Origin of the sequence: Marivirga sp. (assembly GCF_024636815.1) — a bacterium.
Taxonomy (GTDB): Bacteria; Bacteroidota; Bacteroidia; order Cytophagales; family Cyclobacteriaceae; genus Marivirga.
The window spans coordinates 1-19,315 of the sequence record NZ_JAGXGF010000009.1 but is presented as its reverse complement, the minus strand read 5'-3'; the positions used below and the strand labels follow the sequence as shown (position 1 = coordinate 19,315).

The following is a 19,315-nucleotide window of genomic DNA, read 5'->3' as shown; positions in this document are numbered from 1 at the left end:
TTGTCTTTCCTCGATATAGCTCGCTATATCTTCTAAAAGACGCCTTGTCTATTTAATTTTATGAAAATCTGAATTTCCAAATTAGAGTCGAACTCAGGTCAGTAGGGGGCCCGAAATAGCTTGCGCCCAATTGTAGCTGGAAATAAAATCCTGGGGTGCAATCTGCAAATGCATCTGAAAGCTAGTATTACAGGCTTCAATTAATACCGAATCATGTATAATGGATAGCTCATCTATCCCTCTGATATGAAGATCGATATCTTTACCCCTCTGTGCCTTAATCATGTCGTTTAGGGCATAATATCTGGGACTCGGAGTCATAAACTCCATTTCCCAGTTCATTCTTGGAGATAGTGGGTAATATACCAGCCAAAAGAACACGATCACCGTATTGTTGGCAATTTCACCTGCCTTATTAAGCTACATATTCAGCGTTTGCTCATAATCGCTGAAGCATTTTCCTTTTAACTCAAGAGGATCAAGATTGATTTCCAGATTATAGCGTGCTAGTTCTGTTGTGAAATGAGAGTCATTAATACCTGCTAATACTTCTACTGATTTTTTCGAGGGACGCCAGTTGTCTGTTACCAAACAAAACTCTTGTTCAGCACCTATTCTGGTAATATTATCTTCGATTAGCCCCTGATCAAGCATAGTTTCGAGCGACTTAATATCTGTAAGCAAATGTTCAATAAATTCTGCTCTTAACTCATGGCTTAACCCAGTATTTACATTATGATCTCCTATACTTTATATGGATTGTTTTAACTAAATATATGTATTTTACAATACAAAAGGAATCGTCAAATAAAAAAACAAAGGATTATTTTGGAGAAAATAATCTTTGTAGTGAGGAATATTTTTTCAAAATAGAGTTCATAGCAAAGTTCGTATTACTTAACCATTCAATTTTATTGATTCTCCGACCCTATAGGGAAATATTTCTTGAAGGAATAGTTTTTTTAGTTAATTTTAGGCAATAACGGTAAAATGAAGCTATCGTTAAGTTAAAGTATGTAAGCTAGTTTGGAATTATTTTACTAAAGCATGCATTTCCTTTAAATTATAAAATTTGATAAATTCGAATCTATTAATATTTTTTTAGAAATTTAAAACAATAAGCTAAGGGGTCTGTTTATACAATAAAATTTTTAATTATTATTCATTTTTTAAACTATAGAACATGTTATCTCACCTCGTTTACGTAAGCGTAAGAAAAAAAGAATGCACAGATGAAGAAATTGATAAAATTTTGGCTGCGTGTAAAAGAAATAATCCAAAACTAGATATTACTGGAGTATTGCTCTATTCGAAAACTCACTTTTTACAATATCTTGAAGGAGATTATAAAGAAATAAGTGGTCTTTATGAAAAAATCAAATCTGATGATAGGCATAAAAATGTAGTGCTAATCACTACCGGACCAATTAAAGAACGTACTTTTCCAAGTTGGGAAATGGGTGCGAAAGAAATCAATGAAGATAAAGTGGCATTTCAAACAGATCTTACCGAAGCGGAGGCCAAAACATTCCAGGATATTATAGCAGGAAAAGATCAGGAAGGAAATAGATCAATACAGTTAATCAAGAAATTTTTCAAATAAATATGGATATAGCTAAAGAAGAAGTAGAAAGAAAAATAAAGGATGTTAACGCTATAGAATTTGGAGATAACGTTGAAGACGTTTCATCAAGTTTATTAATAGTGATGACACTCTTTGAAGTAGATGATGATCCCCAAGTAATCAAGGCTTGTAAATACAAGTTATTTGAAGGAATTTCCCTATTGAAAAAATTTGGTGATGAATCGAAAGCCAAAGAAATAGAGAATAAGATAAAAGAATAAACAGATTTTATCTGAAATTTTCATTTTAAGATTCCAAAATTTCAGACTTAATTATTAGTAAAATAGCCCTATGTTTTTAGGGCTATCTTTTTTTAGTTTCACTCCTTCAAACACCAACTGATACAATTCATCAATCCTCCATGTTTACCCACTGCATCAATATTTATGGGGATGATTTTTCTTTTAGGAAAGCTTTTCTTTATGATCTCCAAAGCTTCTTTATTTCTCTGTTTTGGGTGATTGAAAATAGGAAATAAAATAACATCCGCTATTTCTAAGAAATTCACATAAACACCAATTGCAGAATAGTGATTTTCTGAATTATCCTCAAAAAAAGGTAAGTCAATATAGTTAAATTGATGCTTTTTTAATATCTGCTCAATACTTTCTCTTATGGGTTTATATTCTTCACTTAATCTATTTCCAATCAGCGTATTTTCATTAACAAACCTTAACATGCCATCAGCATGACCGGTCATATCATCTTTTTCAGTATGAGCCTTGATTACAATCACTTCTGTTTGTAAATCCTCAGCAATTCTTTTATATAATAAATCATGATCATTTTTATAAATATGATTCTCCTTAACCACGCGGTCTGTTATGATAACTTTATCTTTCCATTTCACTATATTTCCGCCATCTAAATTGATATTATGTTCTGAAAAATGAGTTCTTAAATTATTTGCCTTTATCACCTTTTTAGGTTCTGTCCATTTGGCTCTCACTTCATAGCTCGGTTGGTATCGAAATTTTATAAGCCTTTTATCCGCAGTCTGTATGGGCATATAATCTCTGGCCCACTCGTCTTTGGTTTCTTTTAATAGTTTGATTGTGATATAATCAAAAGGCGCAAGGGCATCAGAAATCCTCTGAAATTCTTCAGGGAAGTTTTCTTTAAGCTTTTCGGAAAAATAGACGGTATTGCATTCAGTATCTAAGATCATATTCTAAAGTTAATTAATCAAAATTTCCCAACCCATTAGCCCTTGATTATTTTCAATATCTCTAACTTTCAGGCTTTTTTCTTTATCTAAATTTGATTTTAAAATTCAAAGAAATAATCTGAAAATGACAGGGCTTATGATAAAATCAATTTAATAATATTGATCCTATTTTTATGTAAAATCTCAAATACACCATTTATTTATTTTAACCCATCCATCGGAATACCGTATCTTTGAGAATGGCAAAAACCAAGAAATATACAGAAGGAAAAATTTTAAATTCCTTGGTAAGTCTGGCTTTTCCTATCATCATGGCCAATGTATTGCAAACGGCCTATCAATTAATCGATACTTTTTGGTTAGGTAGATTAGGTGCTAATGCAGTGGCAGCTGTAAGTTTAAGTTTCCCTATTCTGTTTTTGGTTTTAGCATTAGGTGGAGGTTTGACACTAGCTGGAACCGTAATGGTTTCTCAACATAAAGGAGCAGAAAATCAGGTGAAAGTAAATTATGCTTCTTCACAAACCGTGATGGTCATATTTTTTATTTCAATTTTATTAGCTGCAGTAGGCTATTACTCTGCTGAACCCTTAATGAAAATCGTAGGGGCGGGGCCTGAAATCTTAAAGGAATCCATCAGCTATTTCCAGGTTTCATCTTTTGGATTTGTATTCCTATTTATGTTTTTCGTATTCCAATCGCTTATGCGAGGGATTGGAAATGTTTACCTTCCTATGTTCATCATTTTAGGAACAGTTTTCTTGAATTTAGTTTTAGACCCACTCTTTATTTTTGGTTGGGGGCCAATAGAAGGAAATGGAGTTGCTGGAGCAGCAATAGCCAGTGTTTTTACTCAAGGCATTTCAGCTGTTATCGGGATGGCGATTCTTTTTAAAGGAAAACGTGGAATCAAAGTTAAGTTTACCCATATGAGATGGGATTTCCCTTGGGTAAAGAAATTATTCGAATTAGGAATCCCTTCCAGCTTAGACCAATCAAGCAGAGCTGCAGGCATGACTTTTATGATTATGTTGGTAACCAGTTTCGGAAGTGAAGTGGTTGCAGCCTATGGAGTAGGAGCTAGAGTTTTGAGTTTGGTGGTGGTACCCGCATTAGGATTTGCCATTGCGACCACCAGTTTGGTAGGACAAAATATTGGAGCTAATAAACTCAAAAGAGCAGAGAAAATAGGGGATTTAAGTAATAAAATTGGCTTTTTCGGGTTGACGGCTATTGGCATTTTATTATTTGTTTTTGCAGAACCGATCACCGCTTTTTTTATTCCTAATGATCCAACGGTAATTAAAAATGGGGCTTTATTTATAAAAATCATGGCGCCAAGTTTTGGATTGCTAGGTGTTCAGCAAATTCTGAATGGTGTTTTTAATGGAGCAGGTTTTACGCAAGCTTCCATGTTGATTTCTATTTTTAGTTTATGGATAGTGCGTTTCCCAACAGCATTTATGTTGTCTAATAAAACCTCTTTGGGATTTGAAGGTATTTGGTGGTCCTTTCCAATTTCTAATTTTCTGGCTGCTATTTTAGCCTTTGCTTACTATAAAATGGGCTATTGGAAACTGAGAGTGATTAAAAAGAGAAACGAGCTATAGATCGGTTGACAATACTCAATTAAAGGGACAATGAACAGAATGTTGAGTAAAAGTCAGTACCGCAGGTCAGTCCAGCATCCTTCACCCTACATCCAACTTCCAAACTTTAATACCTCAACACATGCCAACCTACTTCTAACAAAAATTTGTAGATTTGCGCTAAAATAAATAGTAAAAATGAGCAAACAGAAACCTTCTATACCTAAAGGAACCCGTGATTTTGGACCAGCCGAAATGGCCAAAAGACATTTTATTCTGGATACCATTAAAAAGGTCTACCAAAAATATGGATATGCACCTATAGAAACTCCAGCAATGGAGAACTTGAGCGTATTGCAAGGAAAATATGGAAATGAAGGCGATCAATTGCTTTTTAAAATATTGAATTCAGGGGATTTTCTTTCTAAAACTAATGAAGGAGATCTTAATGACTCTAAAACATTACAACCTAAAATATCCGAAAAAGGTCTTAGATATGATTTAACAGTACCTTTTGCCCGCTTTGTGGTAATGAATCAGCATAATTTGACTTTTCCATTTAAGCGATACCAGATTCAGCCCGTATGGAGAGCAGATCGTCCGCAAAAAGGAAGGTACAGAGAGTTTTTTCAATGTGATGCGGATGCCATTGGAACTAACTCCATGCTTTGCGAGGCGGAAATTGTATTAATGATACAGGAAGTTTTCAAAACCTTGCAAACTAAAAAAGCCAGTAGCTTAGATTATGCTATCAAAATCAATAATCGGAAAATACTATCCGGCATAGTGGAAGTGATGGGTGCTGCAGGTAAGGAAACGGATTTTGCAGTAGCTATTGATAAATTAGATAAAATAGGAGAGGAGAAGGTAAAAGAGGAGCTAATAGAAAGAGGCTTTGCTCAAAATTCTATTGATACTTTATCGCCTTTATTTACTTTAAGTGGAGATAATACAGAGCAACTTAATTTTTTAAAAGAGTTTCTAAAAAACTCTGAAATCGGACAAAAAGGATTAGCAGAGCTCAGCGAAGTATTTGAAATTCTGGAATCTTTTGGTGCAAAAGTGCCACAGCTAGAATTAGATGTTACCTTAGCTCGTGGTCTTTCTTATTATACAGGAGCTATATTTGAAGTGAAATCCAAAAATGTAGAAATGGGCAGTATATGTGGAGGAGGAAGATATGATGGTTTAACCGATACTTTTGGATTGCCAGATGTTTCTGGTGTTGGTATTTCATTTGGAGTTGATCGTATTTATGATGTACTGGAAGAGCTGGATTTATATCCGGAAAATGCAGAAAGCAGCACCGAGGTTTTGATGGTGAGTTTTGATGAGGATAGCTGGAAATATTGTTTGAAGGTATTGCACAGATTAAGAACAGCTAACGTAAAAGCTGAACTTTACCCGGAACCGCTTAAGCTGAAAAAGCAAATGAAATACGCTAACGACAAGCAAATTCCATATGAAATTTTAGTAGGCTCGGAAGAAATGAAAACAGGCAATTTAACTTTCAAAAACATGAAGGAGGGAACGCAAGAAAGCTTAAATGCTGAAAGCATTTTAAAACGATTTTTAGGATATGAGTAATTTTTTTGTACTTGGTGAGCACGACCTAACGCTTGCTGAAATAAGAACAATTTTAGCCGAAAATAAAAAGCTAAAATTAGCGGATAAGGCCGTGAACGCAATTGTGAATTGTCGGAAATTTTTAGACGAGTATATACAGTCTTCCGAAGCCCCAATTTACGGGATCAATACAGGTTTTGGTTCACTTTACAGTCGAAACATTTCCAAAGCTGATTTGGAGCAATTACAATCTAATTTGGTCATGTCGCATGCTTGCGGAACGGGTCCTGAGATTGACAAACGTATAGTGAAAATTATGCTGTTGCTTAAAATCCAATCTTTGTCTTATGGGCACAGTGGTGTTCAATTGGCAACGGTGGAACGCTTATTGGATTTCTATAATGAAGATATTCTTCCTGTTATATACGAATCAGGCTCTTTGGGCGCCTCTGGTGATTTGGCACCCTTAGCACATTTATCATTGCCGCTAATCGGAAAAGGAGAAGTCTATTTAAATGAAGAAAAAATTAGTGGAGAAAAGTTGTTAGCCAAAATGAAATGGGACCCTATTCATCTTAAAGCAAAAGAAGGCTTAGCTTTATTGAATGGGACTCAATTTATGAATGCTTTTGGTGTTCATGCCATTCTAGCTTCTGAAGATATTTTCAATTGGGCAAATACCATTGGGGCCTTATCCTTGGATGCTTTTGATGGGCGACCTGAACCATTTGATTCTAAGATTCATTTAATTAGAAATCAGGATGGGCAAAAAATAGTTGCTCAAAAGATTTTGGAGTTACTTAATGGAAGCGAAATTATTAAGCAGAACAAAGTTCATGTTCAAGACCCTTACAGTTTTAGGTGCATACCGCAAGTCCATGGAGCTAGTTTTGATGCCATCAATTATGTTAGAAACATTGTAAGTAAAGAACTAGCAGGAGTTACGGACAACCCTAATATTTTCCCTGAAGAAGGTGAGATTATATCAGGAGGAAATTTTCATGGACAACCATTGGCACTATCTATGGATTTTTTAGCCATTGCATTAGCTGAATTAGGAAGTATTTCAGAAAGAAGAACCTATCAATTGATTTCTGGAAGCAGAGGCTTGCCTGACTTCCTGGTGATGAACCCGGGATTAAATTCTGGTTTGATGATTCCACAATATAGTGCGGCTAGTTTAGTAAGCCAAAGTAAACAATTGTGTTCTCCAGCTTCTGTTGATAGCATAGTTTCATCAAACGGACAAGAAGATCATGTTAGTATGGGAGCAAATGCAGCTACTAAACTTTATAAAGTGGTTGAAAATACCTATCAAATATTAGCCATAGAATTAATAAATGCTTCCCAAGCCCTAAAATTTAGGCGACCACTCAAAACAAGTTCATATTTAGAAGAAATAATTCGTAATTTTAGGGAAGAAGTTGCGTTAGTAGAAGATGATCGAATTTTACATGATGATATTGTAAAGGCTGTTCATTTTATTAAAAATCAAAAAGCTTGAAAAAGATAATCCTAACTATATTAATTGCATTTTGCTGCTTTGGCTTGTGGGCTCAAGGTAGCTTCCCAAGTGAAAACGGTTTGTTTACTGTGAATTATTTGAAGGGATGCGAATTTACTGAGATTGAAGTTACGCTTAATGCTGCCACAGGAACTCCTTTTCTATGTTTTGATGCAGATTTATCTGATCTTGCTTCTAATAATGATTGCTTTGGTAATCCGGCTCAGACGGCTGATGATTTTAGATTCACCTATCAGGAAGCTGGCATCTATAATATTTTATTTCTTAGACAATTATCCAATACTCAGGTTTATGATAGTATTACAATAGAAATCATAGAGCCATCTACTCCTTATGTTTCTCTTTCAAATTGTGGGGCCGAACTTATTTTAGATTTAGATGCTCAACAAGAAAGGTTTGATTTTTATACTGTCGATTTTGGAGATGGTAGTGCACCACAGGAATATTCTATAAATGCATTCCCATTTTCCTATCAATATGCAGATCCTACTCAAGAATATCTACTTACTGTTACGGGCTCTTTAAATAATACGGGTAATAATAATTGTGGTAGTAATATTTTTACCAAAACTTTTATTCCTGAAGATCAAAATGAGGACGCAGGGGCTATAAATAGAATTGAAATTTTATCTGAAAATAGTTTTGAAATTGATTATGAGCTCAATGATAATCAGATATATCAACTGCAATTGAAGCAAAATGAGAATGGTAATTATCAAACGGTCAACACTTTTTCTGGGGAGGAATTAGGAACCTATATTTTTCAAAACAGAAATTTGGATAATAACTTCTATTGCGCCAGAATTATAACAGTCAGCCAGTGTAATGGTGATGAATTAATTTCAAATGAGGTCTGTACCATAAGATTTTCAGCCAAAGCAGAATTAGATGGAAATTTAATGGATTGGAATCATTTCATTTTTCAAAATTCTGAGCTGTTAAAAAATGGAGAAGTGATTCATACGGGTAATGCTCCTTTTCTGGATGAGAATGTACTATGCGGACAATCTGACTTATATCAGGTTATTGCTACTGATGCAAGGGGTATAGAAATAGTATCTCTACCAAAGGAAATCACCGCAATTACGGGGTCTCCTAGCATTCCAATTAGTCAAATTGCTACTAATGTTTTATCAGACTCTGAGCTTGAGCTTACGTGGGAGTTACCTCAGGGACTTCAGCCAGAGAGGTTTGTTATTTACAAAAAAAGGAATCTTAACGATGAGTTTTTTGAAGTAGACACTTCATCAAATACCACTTATGTTGATCAAGGAACGGCTTTTTATGATAGGATTTTTTATTATTCTATTGCTTATGTAAATAGTTGTGGAGGTATTTCGCCTTTATACACAACAGCGCCAAATATTTTATTAAAAGTGAGTCAGAAGGAGTCGGTCATAAATTTTGTTTGGAATTCCTTTACAGGCTTTGATTCACTTTTTAGTGAATATAGAATAGTGAAATATGATGAGAACATGAATGTTCTGGATGAGAATATTCTTGGAGAAGATGAATTCTATAATGAAAACATTGCCCAAAGCGATGATCAATTAGCTTTTTATCAAGTTGAAGCATATTCTGATAATGGATTAATTGCTTATTCTAATTTGTTGAGATATAAAATCCCTTCAAGCTTTTTTGTTCCTACTGCATTTACCCCAAATCAAAACTCGTTAAATGAAGAAATTAAAGTAGTTGGAAAGTTCATAGAAGAGGTGGAATTTAGTGTTTATAATAGATGGGGCACTTTAATTTTTAGATCTAACTCACTGGAAATAGGTTGGGATGGTTATTTAAAAAACCGACCTGCGCCAGAAGGAACTTACAGTTACATTGTGCGTGTAAAAGATAAATACGGAGAAGAGTATTTTAAGAGTGGTGTTTTTAATTTAATAAGATAGATATGTTTGACATGATGAAAATGATGGGGCAGATTAAAGAAGTACAGGGCAAAGTAAAAGAGGCTCAGGAAAATTTAGTGCACATCACAGCAGAAGGAGAAGCCGGAGCTGGAATGGTAAAAGCTAAAGTAAATGGTAAAAAACAAGTGGTAAGTATTGAAATTGATAGTTCATTAGTAAATGAAAATGATAAAGAAATGATTCAAGACCTGACTGTAGCTGCTGTAAATAAGGCTATGGAAGAAGTGGATGTATTGGCTAAAGAAGAAATGCGAAAAGCTACTGATGGAGCCCTTCCAAATATTCCTGGAATGGATTTAGGTAATATGTTCAATGGCTGATAGCGTTGCAGTAGTCATACTAAATTTTAACGGCAGGAATTATCTGGAAAAATTCCTGCCGAATGTAATTCAAAATTCTAGTCCTCATGAGGTAATCATTGCTGATAATGCTTCTACTGATGATTCAATCGATTACCTCAGAACTTCTTTTCCTGAAATAAAGCTTATTGAGATCCCTGAAAACTTAGGGTATTCAGGCGGATATAATTATGCTTTAAAGCAAATCAAAACGGAATATTATATTTTATTAAATTCTGATGTCGAAACTACTCCTAATTGGATTGATCCAGTAATTCGCTTAATGAAGCAAAATGAAAATATAATAGCATGCCAACCTAAAATTAAATCTTATCACCTTAAAGAATATTTTGAATATGCCGGAGCTGCAGGAGGCTTTATAGATCACTTGGGTTATCCTTTTTGTAGGGGTAGGATTTTCTCACATTTGGAAAAAGACCTAGGGCAGTATGATGATAATATTCCTGTCTTTTGGGCCACGGGGGCTTGTCTATTTGTTCATTCAAAGTCTTTTCATGAGTTAGGCGGTTTGGATGAAAAGCTTTTTGCCCATATGGAAGAAATAGATTTTTGCTGGCATGCAAAAAATGAGGGGTATGAAATTTATTATTGTGGAGAAAGTACGGTTTATCATGTGGGGGGAGGTACTTTGAAAGCTGAGAGCCCACTTAAAACTTACCTAAATTTTAGAAATAACTGGCTTTTGCTCTACAAGAATCTAAGTAAAGAAGAATTTGAATCTATCCGAAAAAGAAGAAGGCTCTTAGATGCATTAGCTGCTATTCAGTTTGTGGCTAAAGGTAAAAAAGCCAATGCAAATGCTATTCTAAAAGCTCATCGGGATTTTAAAAAGATGAAAAAGGATTATCAGCATGGTCAAGATTCTGGATTAAAGCATGTTGAGGTTTTTAAAGAGTCAATCATTAAATCTTTTTTTGTAAAAGGAAAGAAAAAGTTCTCGGAATTGAATTTTTAGATTATTGTATTCAATTACATTCTAAATTATAGAAGTTAGCCATTTCCTCAGGAGTTTCAAAAAAGCGATGTTTCATTTTTACAACCAATTCAGGACAATCAGCAAACAAATTGGCTAGATGTTTTTTCTTAAATCCGAAAATTCCCTGTGTAACCCGAATCATTTCTTTGGAATTCTTTTTTTTGAAAAACGGAATAGCTTCTTCATAACCGCTATCAGGATCTCTAAATTCATCCCAATATAATTTTACATTTCCATCAATAGACAGTCGCATAAAAACTTTTTCGCCTTCTCCGTAAGTGCTGATATGAAAGACAGAAAATAATTTGGTATAACTATCATACCATATAGATTCATATACCTTATTTCCAGTTGTGTACGAGTTTAGATCTTTAGGGCCATATCTTTTGTCGAAAATCCAAAAGCCTTTCATTTTTACTTTATCGAATATTTTCCCAAAAGGCTCAGGGCTTCTGTCCCTTAACTGACCGTAAATCGTATCATTCTGAATTGTGACTACAAAACCATTCTGATATTTTGATTGGCCTAAAACAGAGGGTGAAAATATGCCACTAAATAAAATAAAAGAAATGATTAATAAGGGTCTCATTTAATGGATTGTTGGACCAATCTCATAACATCATCAATCTTAGAATTATCAATCCATCTGGTGACTACTACCAAATCATTTGCTTTATCGATGATTATATAATTTCCACCGAAACCAGCTGCATAATAAACTTCTTTAGAAACTCCTCCCCATGTTTCTTGGCTGTTATTCCACCATAAGTAACCATAATCAGGATTTGCTTCAGAAGATTTTTGAACACTTTTCACCCAATCTTCAGATATTAATAGTTGTTCTTTCCATTTTCCGTTTCTTAAAAATAGTAATCCAAAACGTGCATGATCAAGTGTATTAATAAAAATTCCACCACCGAAATGCCCTCCACCGCTTACAGATTGAACTTGTAATCCATCCACATTTACATAAGAATTATGATAACCTAACCATCTCCAGGTTGTAGAAGCACCAATGGGATCCATGACTTCATCTTTTAAAACTTGCGGGAGTGATTTTCTCCAAACTTGCAAAAGGGAGTAAGCCAAAACATTCACTCTTACATCATTATACTTATAATGAGAACCAGGTTCATGTAATTCTCTTGCTCTCCAGTCATCAGTGTCCCCGTCTCTTGGTGGCCTATCTGCCCAATCATAAAGGCCAAATTGTTGTCCGGACCAATCGGAAGATTGAGTAAGTAAATGATCCCAGCTAACTTTTTTATTATGATCGCCATCGAAAGTACCATCCCAAACATAATTATAAACCTTGTCATCAATATTATGTATTAGGTTTTGATCTATTGCCAAGCCTGCCATAGTTGAAAGATAACTCTTCGCAACACTAAAGGTCATATCAACTCTATTGACATCTCCCCATTCAGCCACTATATATCCATTTTTAATAATCAATCCTGCAGGACCTCCTCTTTCTTTCGTTTCGCCTAAAATCTCAAAATTAGGTTCTCTTGAAAATGCTTCAATTATTGCAATCTTCAAATTTCTATTAACAGCGTTTTCATTTTGGCTTGCTATGCTGACTGCACTATCCAGTAACTCTTGATTCATTTTTAACGACTTGGCTGATTTCCTCTTCCATTCCTGCTCAGGATAATATTGCCCGAAAGAGGTGATTGAAAAGAAGATTAGATAAATACTTAAAGTATAGATTACTTTCATAATAACTTGAAATTTAAATTACGATATGAAATTTATCATTTTAAATTTAAATAAACAGACATGTTAGTATTTTAAATAATATGAAATGAAGTATTATTAGAAATATTCAATTATATGAATAGGATAAATAATTTTAATAAATGTAAATAATATAACTTTTCCGTTAATACATGTCTAATAAATATTAATTTTTATTATAAAACATTACATATTATCTAATTCCTTTTTACTTTAATTTACAGCTTGTTTTTCTAAAAAATCAGATATTCAAAACAGAGTCTTACAAAATATTTATTCACAAAAATTTTATTTTACAATAATAAAATTCGTATAATTGTGATTAAATGAGTTGAAAAATCCGATAAATTGACCAAAACCTATTATAAGATGTTAATGATTTTCAAAAAAGAACATGAAAGTAGCTTCGATTTCCTTTCTTTAAAAATATCACATCTTTATAATGTACTTACATCTTTTAATAAAGTATTTAAAACTTCTTCAATTATGTTGTTGGAGGATTATCAATTTAGATGACCTTTAAAGTTAAATAGTAAATATCAGAATAATTATAATTTTATTTTTACACTGGATAAGGTATTCAGTGACTCTTTTCACGAAAACTAAATGAAATGAATACAATTTTTACGAAACTAAATTTACTAGTCATAGGATGCTTGTTTTTAGCAAGTTCTGTAATGGCTCAAACAATCCAACAAAAGGCAAGAATTACGAATCAATACAATAAACAAGTATTGATGGATCTTGAACAAACTTTTTCAGCTAAAGCCAAAAAAGAAAAACAAGAAGCAGTTCAAATGGCTCAGCAAAAGGGCTGGGAAGTAAAAATCAATTTAGAAGACGGTCGTTATGCTGAACTCCAGAAAGTAACTAAAACCGGTGAGCCTATCTACTACATTACTTACAATGTAGATGCAGCGGAATCAACTCGTACCAACTGGTTGAATTCAGGTGGAGGATTAGGTCTAAACCTTAACGGTGATAATATGACTGCTCATGTTTGGGATGGAGGACTAGCTCTTGCATCTCACCAAGAATATGATGGCCCTGGTGGTACAAACCGATTTTCTGTTGGTGATGGAACTTCTACTACCAATTACCACTCTGCACACGTAACTGGAACCATTATGGCTTCTGGTGTTGATGCACAAGCGAAAGGAATGGCTCCCCATGCAAATGCAGTAGGTTACGATTGGTCTAATGATTTGTCTGAAGCTACTAATGCTGCCGCAAGTGGTATGTTGGTTTCTAACCACTCTTATGGATATAGAGGGGATCAATTACCTGATTGGTATTTTGGTGCTTATATTGAAGAGTCAAGAGATTGGGATAATTTGATGTATAATTCTCCTTACTACATGATGGTTGTAGCTGCGGGTAATGATGGGAATCAAGATACTTATAACGGAAGCCCTTTAGAGGGAAATAGTGCTTATGATAAATTATCAGGTCACTCTACCTCCAAAAATAATTTGGTAGTCGCTAATGCGCAAGATGCCAATATCGACAGTAATGGGAATTTAATTAGTGTAAGTATCAATAGCTCATCAAGTGAAGGGCCAACTGATGATTACAGAATTAAGCCAGACATTACTGGTAACGGAACAGGTGTTTATTCAACTTATGAAAGTAGCAATACCGCTTACAATTCTATTACAGGAACTTCAATGGCTTCACCTAATGTTGCTGGTTCTATTTTGATCTTGCAAGAACATGCTAATAATCTTTTCGGGAACTATGTGAGAGCAGCAACTTTAAAAGGTGTTGTTTTACATACTGCTGATGATAAAGGAATTGCAGGTCCTGATGCCATTTGGGGTTGGGGATTAATGAATGCTAAAAGAGCAGCTGAGACAATGACAGGTGCTGGAACTAGTTCTAAAGTAGAAGAATTGACTTTAAATAATGGTCAAACTTATTCTGTTACTATTGAATCTGACGGAACTAGCCCTTTATTAGCTTCTATTTCTTGGACAGACCAAGGTGGAACTGCTAATACTGGTACTACTAATGACAATACTCCAGTATTGGTTAATGACTTAGATATTAGAGTAACTCAGAATTCAACTACTTATTCTCCTTATAGATTAACAGGGGTAAACAGTAATTCAAAAGGAGATAATAATGTTGATCCTTTCGAAAGAGTAGATATTAATAATGCGAGTGGATCTTATACTATCACAGTTTCTCATAAAGGATCACTAGCAAGTGGAAGCCAAGATTTTTCTTTGGTTGTAACGGGTGTTTCTGGTCAGCCGGTTGTTTGTAATGCAACAACTCCTACAAGCTTAACGGCTTCAAATGTAGGTTCAAACAGTGCTGATTTAACTTGGGATGCTGTTACCGGAACCACTTATGATGTTCGTTACAGAGTTTCTGGAACATCTACCTGGACTACTGAAAGTGTAACTTCTAGTTCATTAACTCTTTCTGGATTAAGCTCAACTACTCAATATGAAGCCCAAGTAAGAAGCAAATGTTCAGACGGAACTTTATCAGCTTATTCTTCAAGCGTAAGTTTCACAACTACTGAAGTACAATTGGTTTATTGTGGATCAAATGGAAATAGTGTAGCAGATGAGTATATAGGTCGAGTTCAATTAGGAAGCCTAGATAATTCTTCTGGAGCCGCAAGCTCAGGTTATGCTGACTTTACTTCTATATCTACGGAATTAGGCAAAGGAGATGCTAACACTATCACAATAACTCCAACATGGACAGGAACAATTTATAGTGAAGGTTATAGCGTATGGATAGATTATAATCAAGATGGAGATTTTGCTGATGCAGGTGAGCAAGTTTGGACGCAATCAGCTACAAAGAATACTCCTGTAGGTGGAAGTTTCACTGTTCCAACTTCAGCACTTTCAGGAAATACTACTATGAGAGTTTCTATGAAATATAATGGTATTCCTACTTCTTGTGAATCTTTTTCATATGGTGAGGTAGAAGATTATACTGTAAATATTACTACAGGCACACCAGAGGAATGTACAATTCCAACAAGTTTATCAGCCTCTAGCATAGGAGAAACTACTGCTACACTATCTTGGTCAAGTGAAAGCGCTGCCAATGATTATACGGTAAGAGTAAGAGTGTCTGGAACAAGCTCTTGGAGCACTTTAGCTGCTTCAAGTAATAGTGTTAATGTTTCTGGATTAACAGCCGATACACAATATGAATGGCAAGTAAGAAGCAATTGCTCAAGCAGCAGTAGTAATTACTCAAGTTCTAGTCTATTTACAACTGCAGCTCCTGCTCCTTTAGAGTATTGTGCTTCTCAAGGTAATAATTCAAGCTATGAGTGGATTCAAAGAGTTGTATTAGGTAGCATTGATAATACCAGTGGAGACAATGGTGGATATGCTGATTTTACAAATCTGTCAGCTGATTTACCAAGAGGAACTTCTACTAGCATGAATGTTCAAGCAGGATTTAGCGGAAGTAGCTATACTGAATATTGGAGTATTTGGATTGATTTAAATCAGGACGGAACATTTAGTTCAGGTGAAAGATTAGTAAATGGTTCTTCAAGTAGCAGTAATTTACTAAGTGCTACATTGAATATTCCTTCAACTGCCTTAACAGGTTCTACAAGAATGAGAGTGACCATGAAGTATAACGCACAAGCTACTCCATGTGAAGCTTTTGCTTACGGAGAAGTAGAGGATTATACGGTTAATATCACAAATAGTACTGCGAGCATGGTAGCTACTTCAAGTGACTTAAGCGGAGAAGCATTAGGTAATGAAGATAATATTGCAATCTACAGCTTGTATCCTAATCCGGCACAAGACAAATTGAATGTGAATATTAAAAACATTGATGCTTCTAAAGGGATCCAGATTTACAGTAGCAATGGAGCTTTAGTAAGATCAATTAATACTGGTAAAGAAATCAATACGATTGATGTAAGCTCTTTAGAAAAAGGGATGTACATCTTAAAAGCGAATACAGTGAAAGAAGCTGTAAGCGCAAACTTTATCGTGAAGTAGAACAAATTCAATTCTTATTTTTTAAACGCATGAGGCATTGCCTTATGCGTTTTTTTTATGTTAAAAATTTTATGTTGATGATTTTAAAAATTATTACCTAATTTGAAGATTAATTTTAAAAACCACAGATGAAAAATTTATTACTAGCATTCCTATCTTTAATTCTAATATTCAGTTGTCAATCCCAAGAATCTACAGATCAACTTTCTGCCCATGAAGGTAAAATTCAAGTTGAAGGAGGGGAGATTTGGTATAAGGTGATGGGAGAAGGAGAGGATACTCCTATCTTAACTTTACATGGAGGCCCGGGTGGTAAGCACCGCTATTTTTATCAATTAAGTCCTCAAAATAAGGAAAGAAAAGTGATCTTATTCGATCAATTAGGGGGCGGAAGATCTGACTATCATACCGATACCACTTTAATGACGGTTGATCATTTTGTTCAGCAAGTTAAAGCAGTAAAAGATTCATTGGAATTGGAGGAATTCTATTTGCTAGGGCATTCCTGGGGAGGAGCATTGGCTGTCGAATATTATCTACAATATCCTGAAGGCATTAAAGGAATGATTTTAAGTAGTCCACTCATTAGCACACCAAGATGGGAGGCAGATGCCGACACCCTTATCAAAACTTTACCGGAAGAAACACAAGAAATCATAAATGAAGCGAATGAAAAGGGAGAGTATAATACAGAGGATTATAAAAAAGCAGATGCCTATTATTGGAGTCAATTTGGATTAAGGTCTTCTAAAAATGCTCATCCGATGGATACTGTGGAGGTTTCTGGTAATGATGTAATTTATAACTATATGTGGGGGCCGAGTGAATTCAGATGCACAGGAACCTTGAAAAATTTTGATAGAACCGAGAGCTTAAGCAAAGTTGAAGTCCCAACTTTATTTGTGACTGGTGAGTTTGACGAAGCTCGACCTGAAACGGTGAAATACTTTAGTAGTCTGACTCCTAATTCAACATTTAAAGTGGTGGAAGGAGCAGGGCATTCTACTTTGCATGATAACCAGGAAGGGTATAATCGTATTTTGTCAAATTTCTTAAAAAGCATTAATTAAAATCAATACTTAAATTATTTTATCATGAAGAACATATACGTATTAATCCTATGCTTTGCTTTCAGTTTTGAAGCAATAAGTCAGTTAAATAGGCCAAATGATCCTTTGACTCATACTTATTCTATTGTAGCCAGAGATGCAGAAACAGGTGAAATGGCCGTGGCTGTACAAAGCCATTGGTTTAGTGTCGGAACAGCTGTTTCCTGGGGAGAAGCTGGAGTAGGGGTTGTGGCTACCCAATCTTTCACTAACAAATCTTTTGGTTTAAGGGGATTAGCAATGCTAAAAGCTGGATTAAGTCCGCAAGAAGCTTTGGATAGTTTATTGAACAATGATGATGGAAAAGCTTTCCGTCAAGTGGCGATATTAGATTCCAAAGGTAGGGTGGCCACGCATACTGGTGCGAAATGTATAGACGAAGCAGGTCATGCCAATGGCGATAATTTTTCTGTTCAAGCCAATATGATGTTGAATGATACGGTGGTTCCTGAAATGGAAAAGGCCTGGAAAAAATTCAGTGATTTGCCATTGGCTGAACGAATGGTTAAAGTTTTGGAAGCAGCTCAAACTCAAGGCGGAGACATCCGAGGAAAGCAATCCGCAGCACTCTTGGTGGTAAAAGCTGAAGCTACTGATGAACCATGGAATGACAGATTATTGGATTTAAGAGTGGATGATCATGAAAGTCCAGTTCAAGAGCTAAATAGATTAGTGAAAGTTTATAGAGCTTATGAACATATGAACCAAGGAGATTATTTCGTAGAAAAAGGGCAGATGCAAGAGGCCATGAACGAATATAATGCTGCTATGGAAATGTTTCCTAAAAATCTTGAAATGCAATATTGGACGGCTATCACATTAGCCAATGATGGCAAAATAGAAAAGGCAACAGAAATGCTACAAAAAATATATAAGCAGGATGCTAACTGGAGAGAATTGACTAAGAGATTGCCTAAAGTAGGTTTATTGGAAGTGGAGGATAGAGAATTACAAAAATTATTGAAATAACATCTTGCTTCAGTTTAAAAATCTTATAAAATAAGCTCAAACTTTCATCTCGGATAATCCGAGATCTCATAGCTTTTAATACAAACTAAAAATTATGCTAAGACTATGTTCATTATTGATTTGTAGCTTTCTCATTATTTCATGTGGAGGACGAAAGGAAAGTGAAGAATCTTCATTTAAATCTATAAAAATTGATTTAGACGAAGCTCAAACTCTTAAGGCAAGCGAGCATTTTAAGCTTAAGGATGCTATATTTTTTTCAGATAGTTTAGTGGTGGATAATCTGATGAAAGTGGCTGTTCACGATGAATATTTAGTACTTCATTGCGGATGGGGTTTGGATTATCTATTAATTAAAGATATGGTTTCGGGGGAAGAAATTGTGATATCTGCTAAAGGGGAGGGACCGAATCAATATCAGAAGTTAACTAATTTTTTCATCAATGCTGATGGACAAATAGAGCTTTTGGATGGGCAGTCAGGAAAGATAATGACCTATAGTCTAAATGGAGAGCTCAAGTCGGTTTATCAAAACAAGCAATTGCAAGGTGTAAGTAGTTTGCTAAGTTTGAATGGAGAAGATTATTTTCTTTATGGAGGTAATTTTTATGCCCCCAAACATGGATTTCAACTTTTAGTGTGGAATAAGAATCGAGATGAAATACTAAATTCTTATTTTCCTTTTGATAAGAAAAAGGCTGGTTTTATGCTTTTTATGGAAGTAAGAAATTTCATGAAAGAACCTGCTACTTTTTTTCAAACATATAATCCAT

At 34.8% G+C, this 19,315-nt stretch carries 17 protein-coding genes; 12 read left to right on the top strand and 5 right to left on the bottom strand.

The genetic code is table 11. The annotated features are described in order from the left end of the window. Positions 1–93 precede the first annotated feature (93 nt). Both Q0L29_RS00875 and Q0L29_RS00870 read right to left on the bottom strand, forming a co-directional pair. Positions 94–285 (bottom strand): hypothetical protein, encoded by a 192-nt coding sequence (locus tag Q0L29_RS00875; protein WP_296618373.1) that lies wholly within the window; start codon positions 283–285, stop codon positions 94–96. 135 nt (positions 286–420) lie between these two features. Next, positions 421–654: a hypothetical protein gene (locus tag Q0L29_RS00870; RefSeq protein WP_296618372.1), complete on the bottom strand. Its 234-nt coding sequence runs from the start codon at positions 652–654 to the stop codon at positions 421–423. A gap of 529 nt (positions 655–1,183) precedes the next feature. On the opposite strand from Q0L29_RS00870, the gene Q0L29_RS00865 reads away from it, so the two are divergent. Next, a complete protein-coding gene (locus Q0L29_RS00865; protein ID WP_296618371.1) occupies positions 1,184–1,603 on the top strand; it encodes a BLUF domain-containing protein in 420 nt (139 codons plus the stop codon). Positions 1,604–1,605: 2 nt separating this feature from the next. Continuing rightward, positions 1,606–1,845, top strand: coding sequence for a hypothetical protein (locus tag Q0L29_RS00860; protein ID WP_296618370.1), 240 nt, complete (start codon positions 1,606–1,608; stop codon positions 1,843–1,845). A gap of 98 nt (positions 1,846–1,943) precedes the next feature. Here the strand turns inward: Q0L29_RS00860 and Q0L29_RS00855 are convergent, their stop codons facing one another. Next, complete coding sequence (locus Q0L29_RS00855; RefSeq protein ID WP_296618369.1) at positions 1,944–2,792, bottom strand: agmatine deiminase family protein; 849 nt, start codon at positions 2,790–2,792, stop codon at positions 1,944–1,946. A 239-nt stretch (positions 2,793–3,031) separates the two neighbouring features. On the opposite strand from Q0L29_RS00855, the gene Q0L29_RS00850 reads away from it, so the two are divergent. The 6 genes from Q0L29_RS00850 to Q0L29_RS00825 all read left to right on the top strand — a co-directional run bounded on the left by Q0L29_RS00850 (position 3,032) and on the right by Q0L29_RS00825 (position 10,708). Then, the gene (locus Q0L29_RS00850; RefSeq protein ID WP_296618368.1) at positions 3,032–4,402 is read left to right on the top strand and encodes an MATE family efflux transporter; all 1,371 of its coding nucleotides are present in this window, start codon (positions 3,032–3,034) and stop codon (positions 4,400–4,402) included. A gap of 177 nt (positions 4,403–4,579) precedes the next feature. Beyond that, positions 4,580–5,968, top strand: a complete 1,389-nt coding sequence (gene hisS, locus Q0L29_RS00845; RefSeq protein WP_296618367.1) for a histidine--tRNA ligase — start codon at positions 4,580–4,582, stop codon at positions 5,966–5,968. Then, on the top strand, positions 5,961–7,451 hold the full coding sequence (gene hutH, locus Q0L29_RS00840) for a histidine ammonia-lyase (RefSeq protein WP_296618366.1): 1,491 nt from the start codon (positions 5,961–5,963) through the stop codon (positions 7,449–7,451). The genes hisS and hutH overlap by 8 nt, the downstream gene beginning before the upstream one ends. Beyond that, a complete protein-coding gene (locus tag Q0L29_RS00835; protein ID WP_296618365.1) occupies positions 7,448–9,373 on the top strand; it encodes a gliding motility-associated C-terminal domain-containing protein in 1,926 nt (641 codons plus the stop codon). Before hutH ends, Q0L29_RS00835 begins: the two co-directional genes overlap by 4 nt. A gap of 2 nt (positions 9,374–9,375) precedes the next feature. Then, on the top strand, positions 9,376–9,714 hold the full coding sequence (locus tag Q0L29_RS00830) for a YbaB/EbfC family nucleoid-associated protein (RefSeq protein ID WP_296618364.1): 339 nt from the start codon (positions 9,376–9,378) through the stop codon (positions 9,712–9,714). After that, entirely contained in the window at positions 9,707–10,708 is a 1,002-nt protein-coding gene (locus Q0L29_RS00825; RefSeq protein ID WP_296618363.1) for a glycosyltransferase family 2 protein, read from the top strand. Before Q0L29_RS00830 ends, Q0L29_RS00825 begins: the two co-directional genes overlap by 8 nt. A 10-nt stretch (positions 10,709–10,718) precedes the next feature. On the opposite strand, the gene Q0L29_RS00820 is transcribed toward Q0L29_RS00825, so the two are convergent. Together Q0L29_RS00820 and Q0L29_RS00815 are read right to left on the bottom strand one after the other, a co-directional pair. Beyond that, complete coding sequence (locus Q0L29_RS00820; protein ID WP_296618362.1) at positions 10,719–11,318, bottom strand: hypothetical protein; 600 nt, start codon at positions 11,316–11,318, stop codon at positions 10,719–10,721. Continuing rightward, entirely contained in the window at positions 11,315–12,451 is a 1,137-nt protein-coding gene (locus tag Q0L29_RS00815) for a serine hydrolase (protein WP_296618361.1), read from the bottom strand. The genes Q0L29_RS00820 and Q0L29_RS00815 overlap by 4 nt, the downstream gene beginning before the upstream one ends. Before the next feature lie 695 nt (positions 12,452–13,146). Between Q0L29_RS00815 and Q0L29_RS00810 the strand changes: the two genes are divergently transcribed. From Q0L29_RS00810 to Q0L29_RS00795, 4 genes are all read left to right on the top strand, one after another. Next, a complete protein-coding gene (locus Q0L29_RS00810; RefSeq protein WP_296618360.1) occupies positions 13,147–16,464 on the top strand; it encodes a GEVED domain-containing protein in 3,318 nt (1,105 codons plus the stop codon). Between the two features lie 128 nt (positions 16,465–16,592). Then, positions 16,593–17,534 carry a proline iminopeptidase-family hydrolase gene (locus Q0L29_RS00805; RefSeq protein ID WP_296618359.1) on the top strand — a complete coding sequence of 314 codons (942 nt, stop codon included), beginning with the start codon at positions 16,593–16,595 and terminating at the stop codon, positions 17,532–17,534. Between the two features lie 24 nt (positions 17,535–17,558). After that, entirely contained in the window at positions 17,559–18,542 is a 984-nt protein-coding gene (locus tag Q0L29_RS00800; protein WP_296618358.1) for a DUF1028 domain-containing protein, read from the top strand. A gap of 94 nt (positions 18,543–18,636) precedes the next feature. Continuing rightward, positions 18,637–19,315 (top strand): 6-bladed beta-propeller (locus Q0L29_RS00795; RefSeq protein WP_296618357.1); only part of this gene is annotated, 679 nt, incomplete at its 3' end.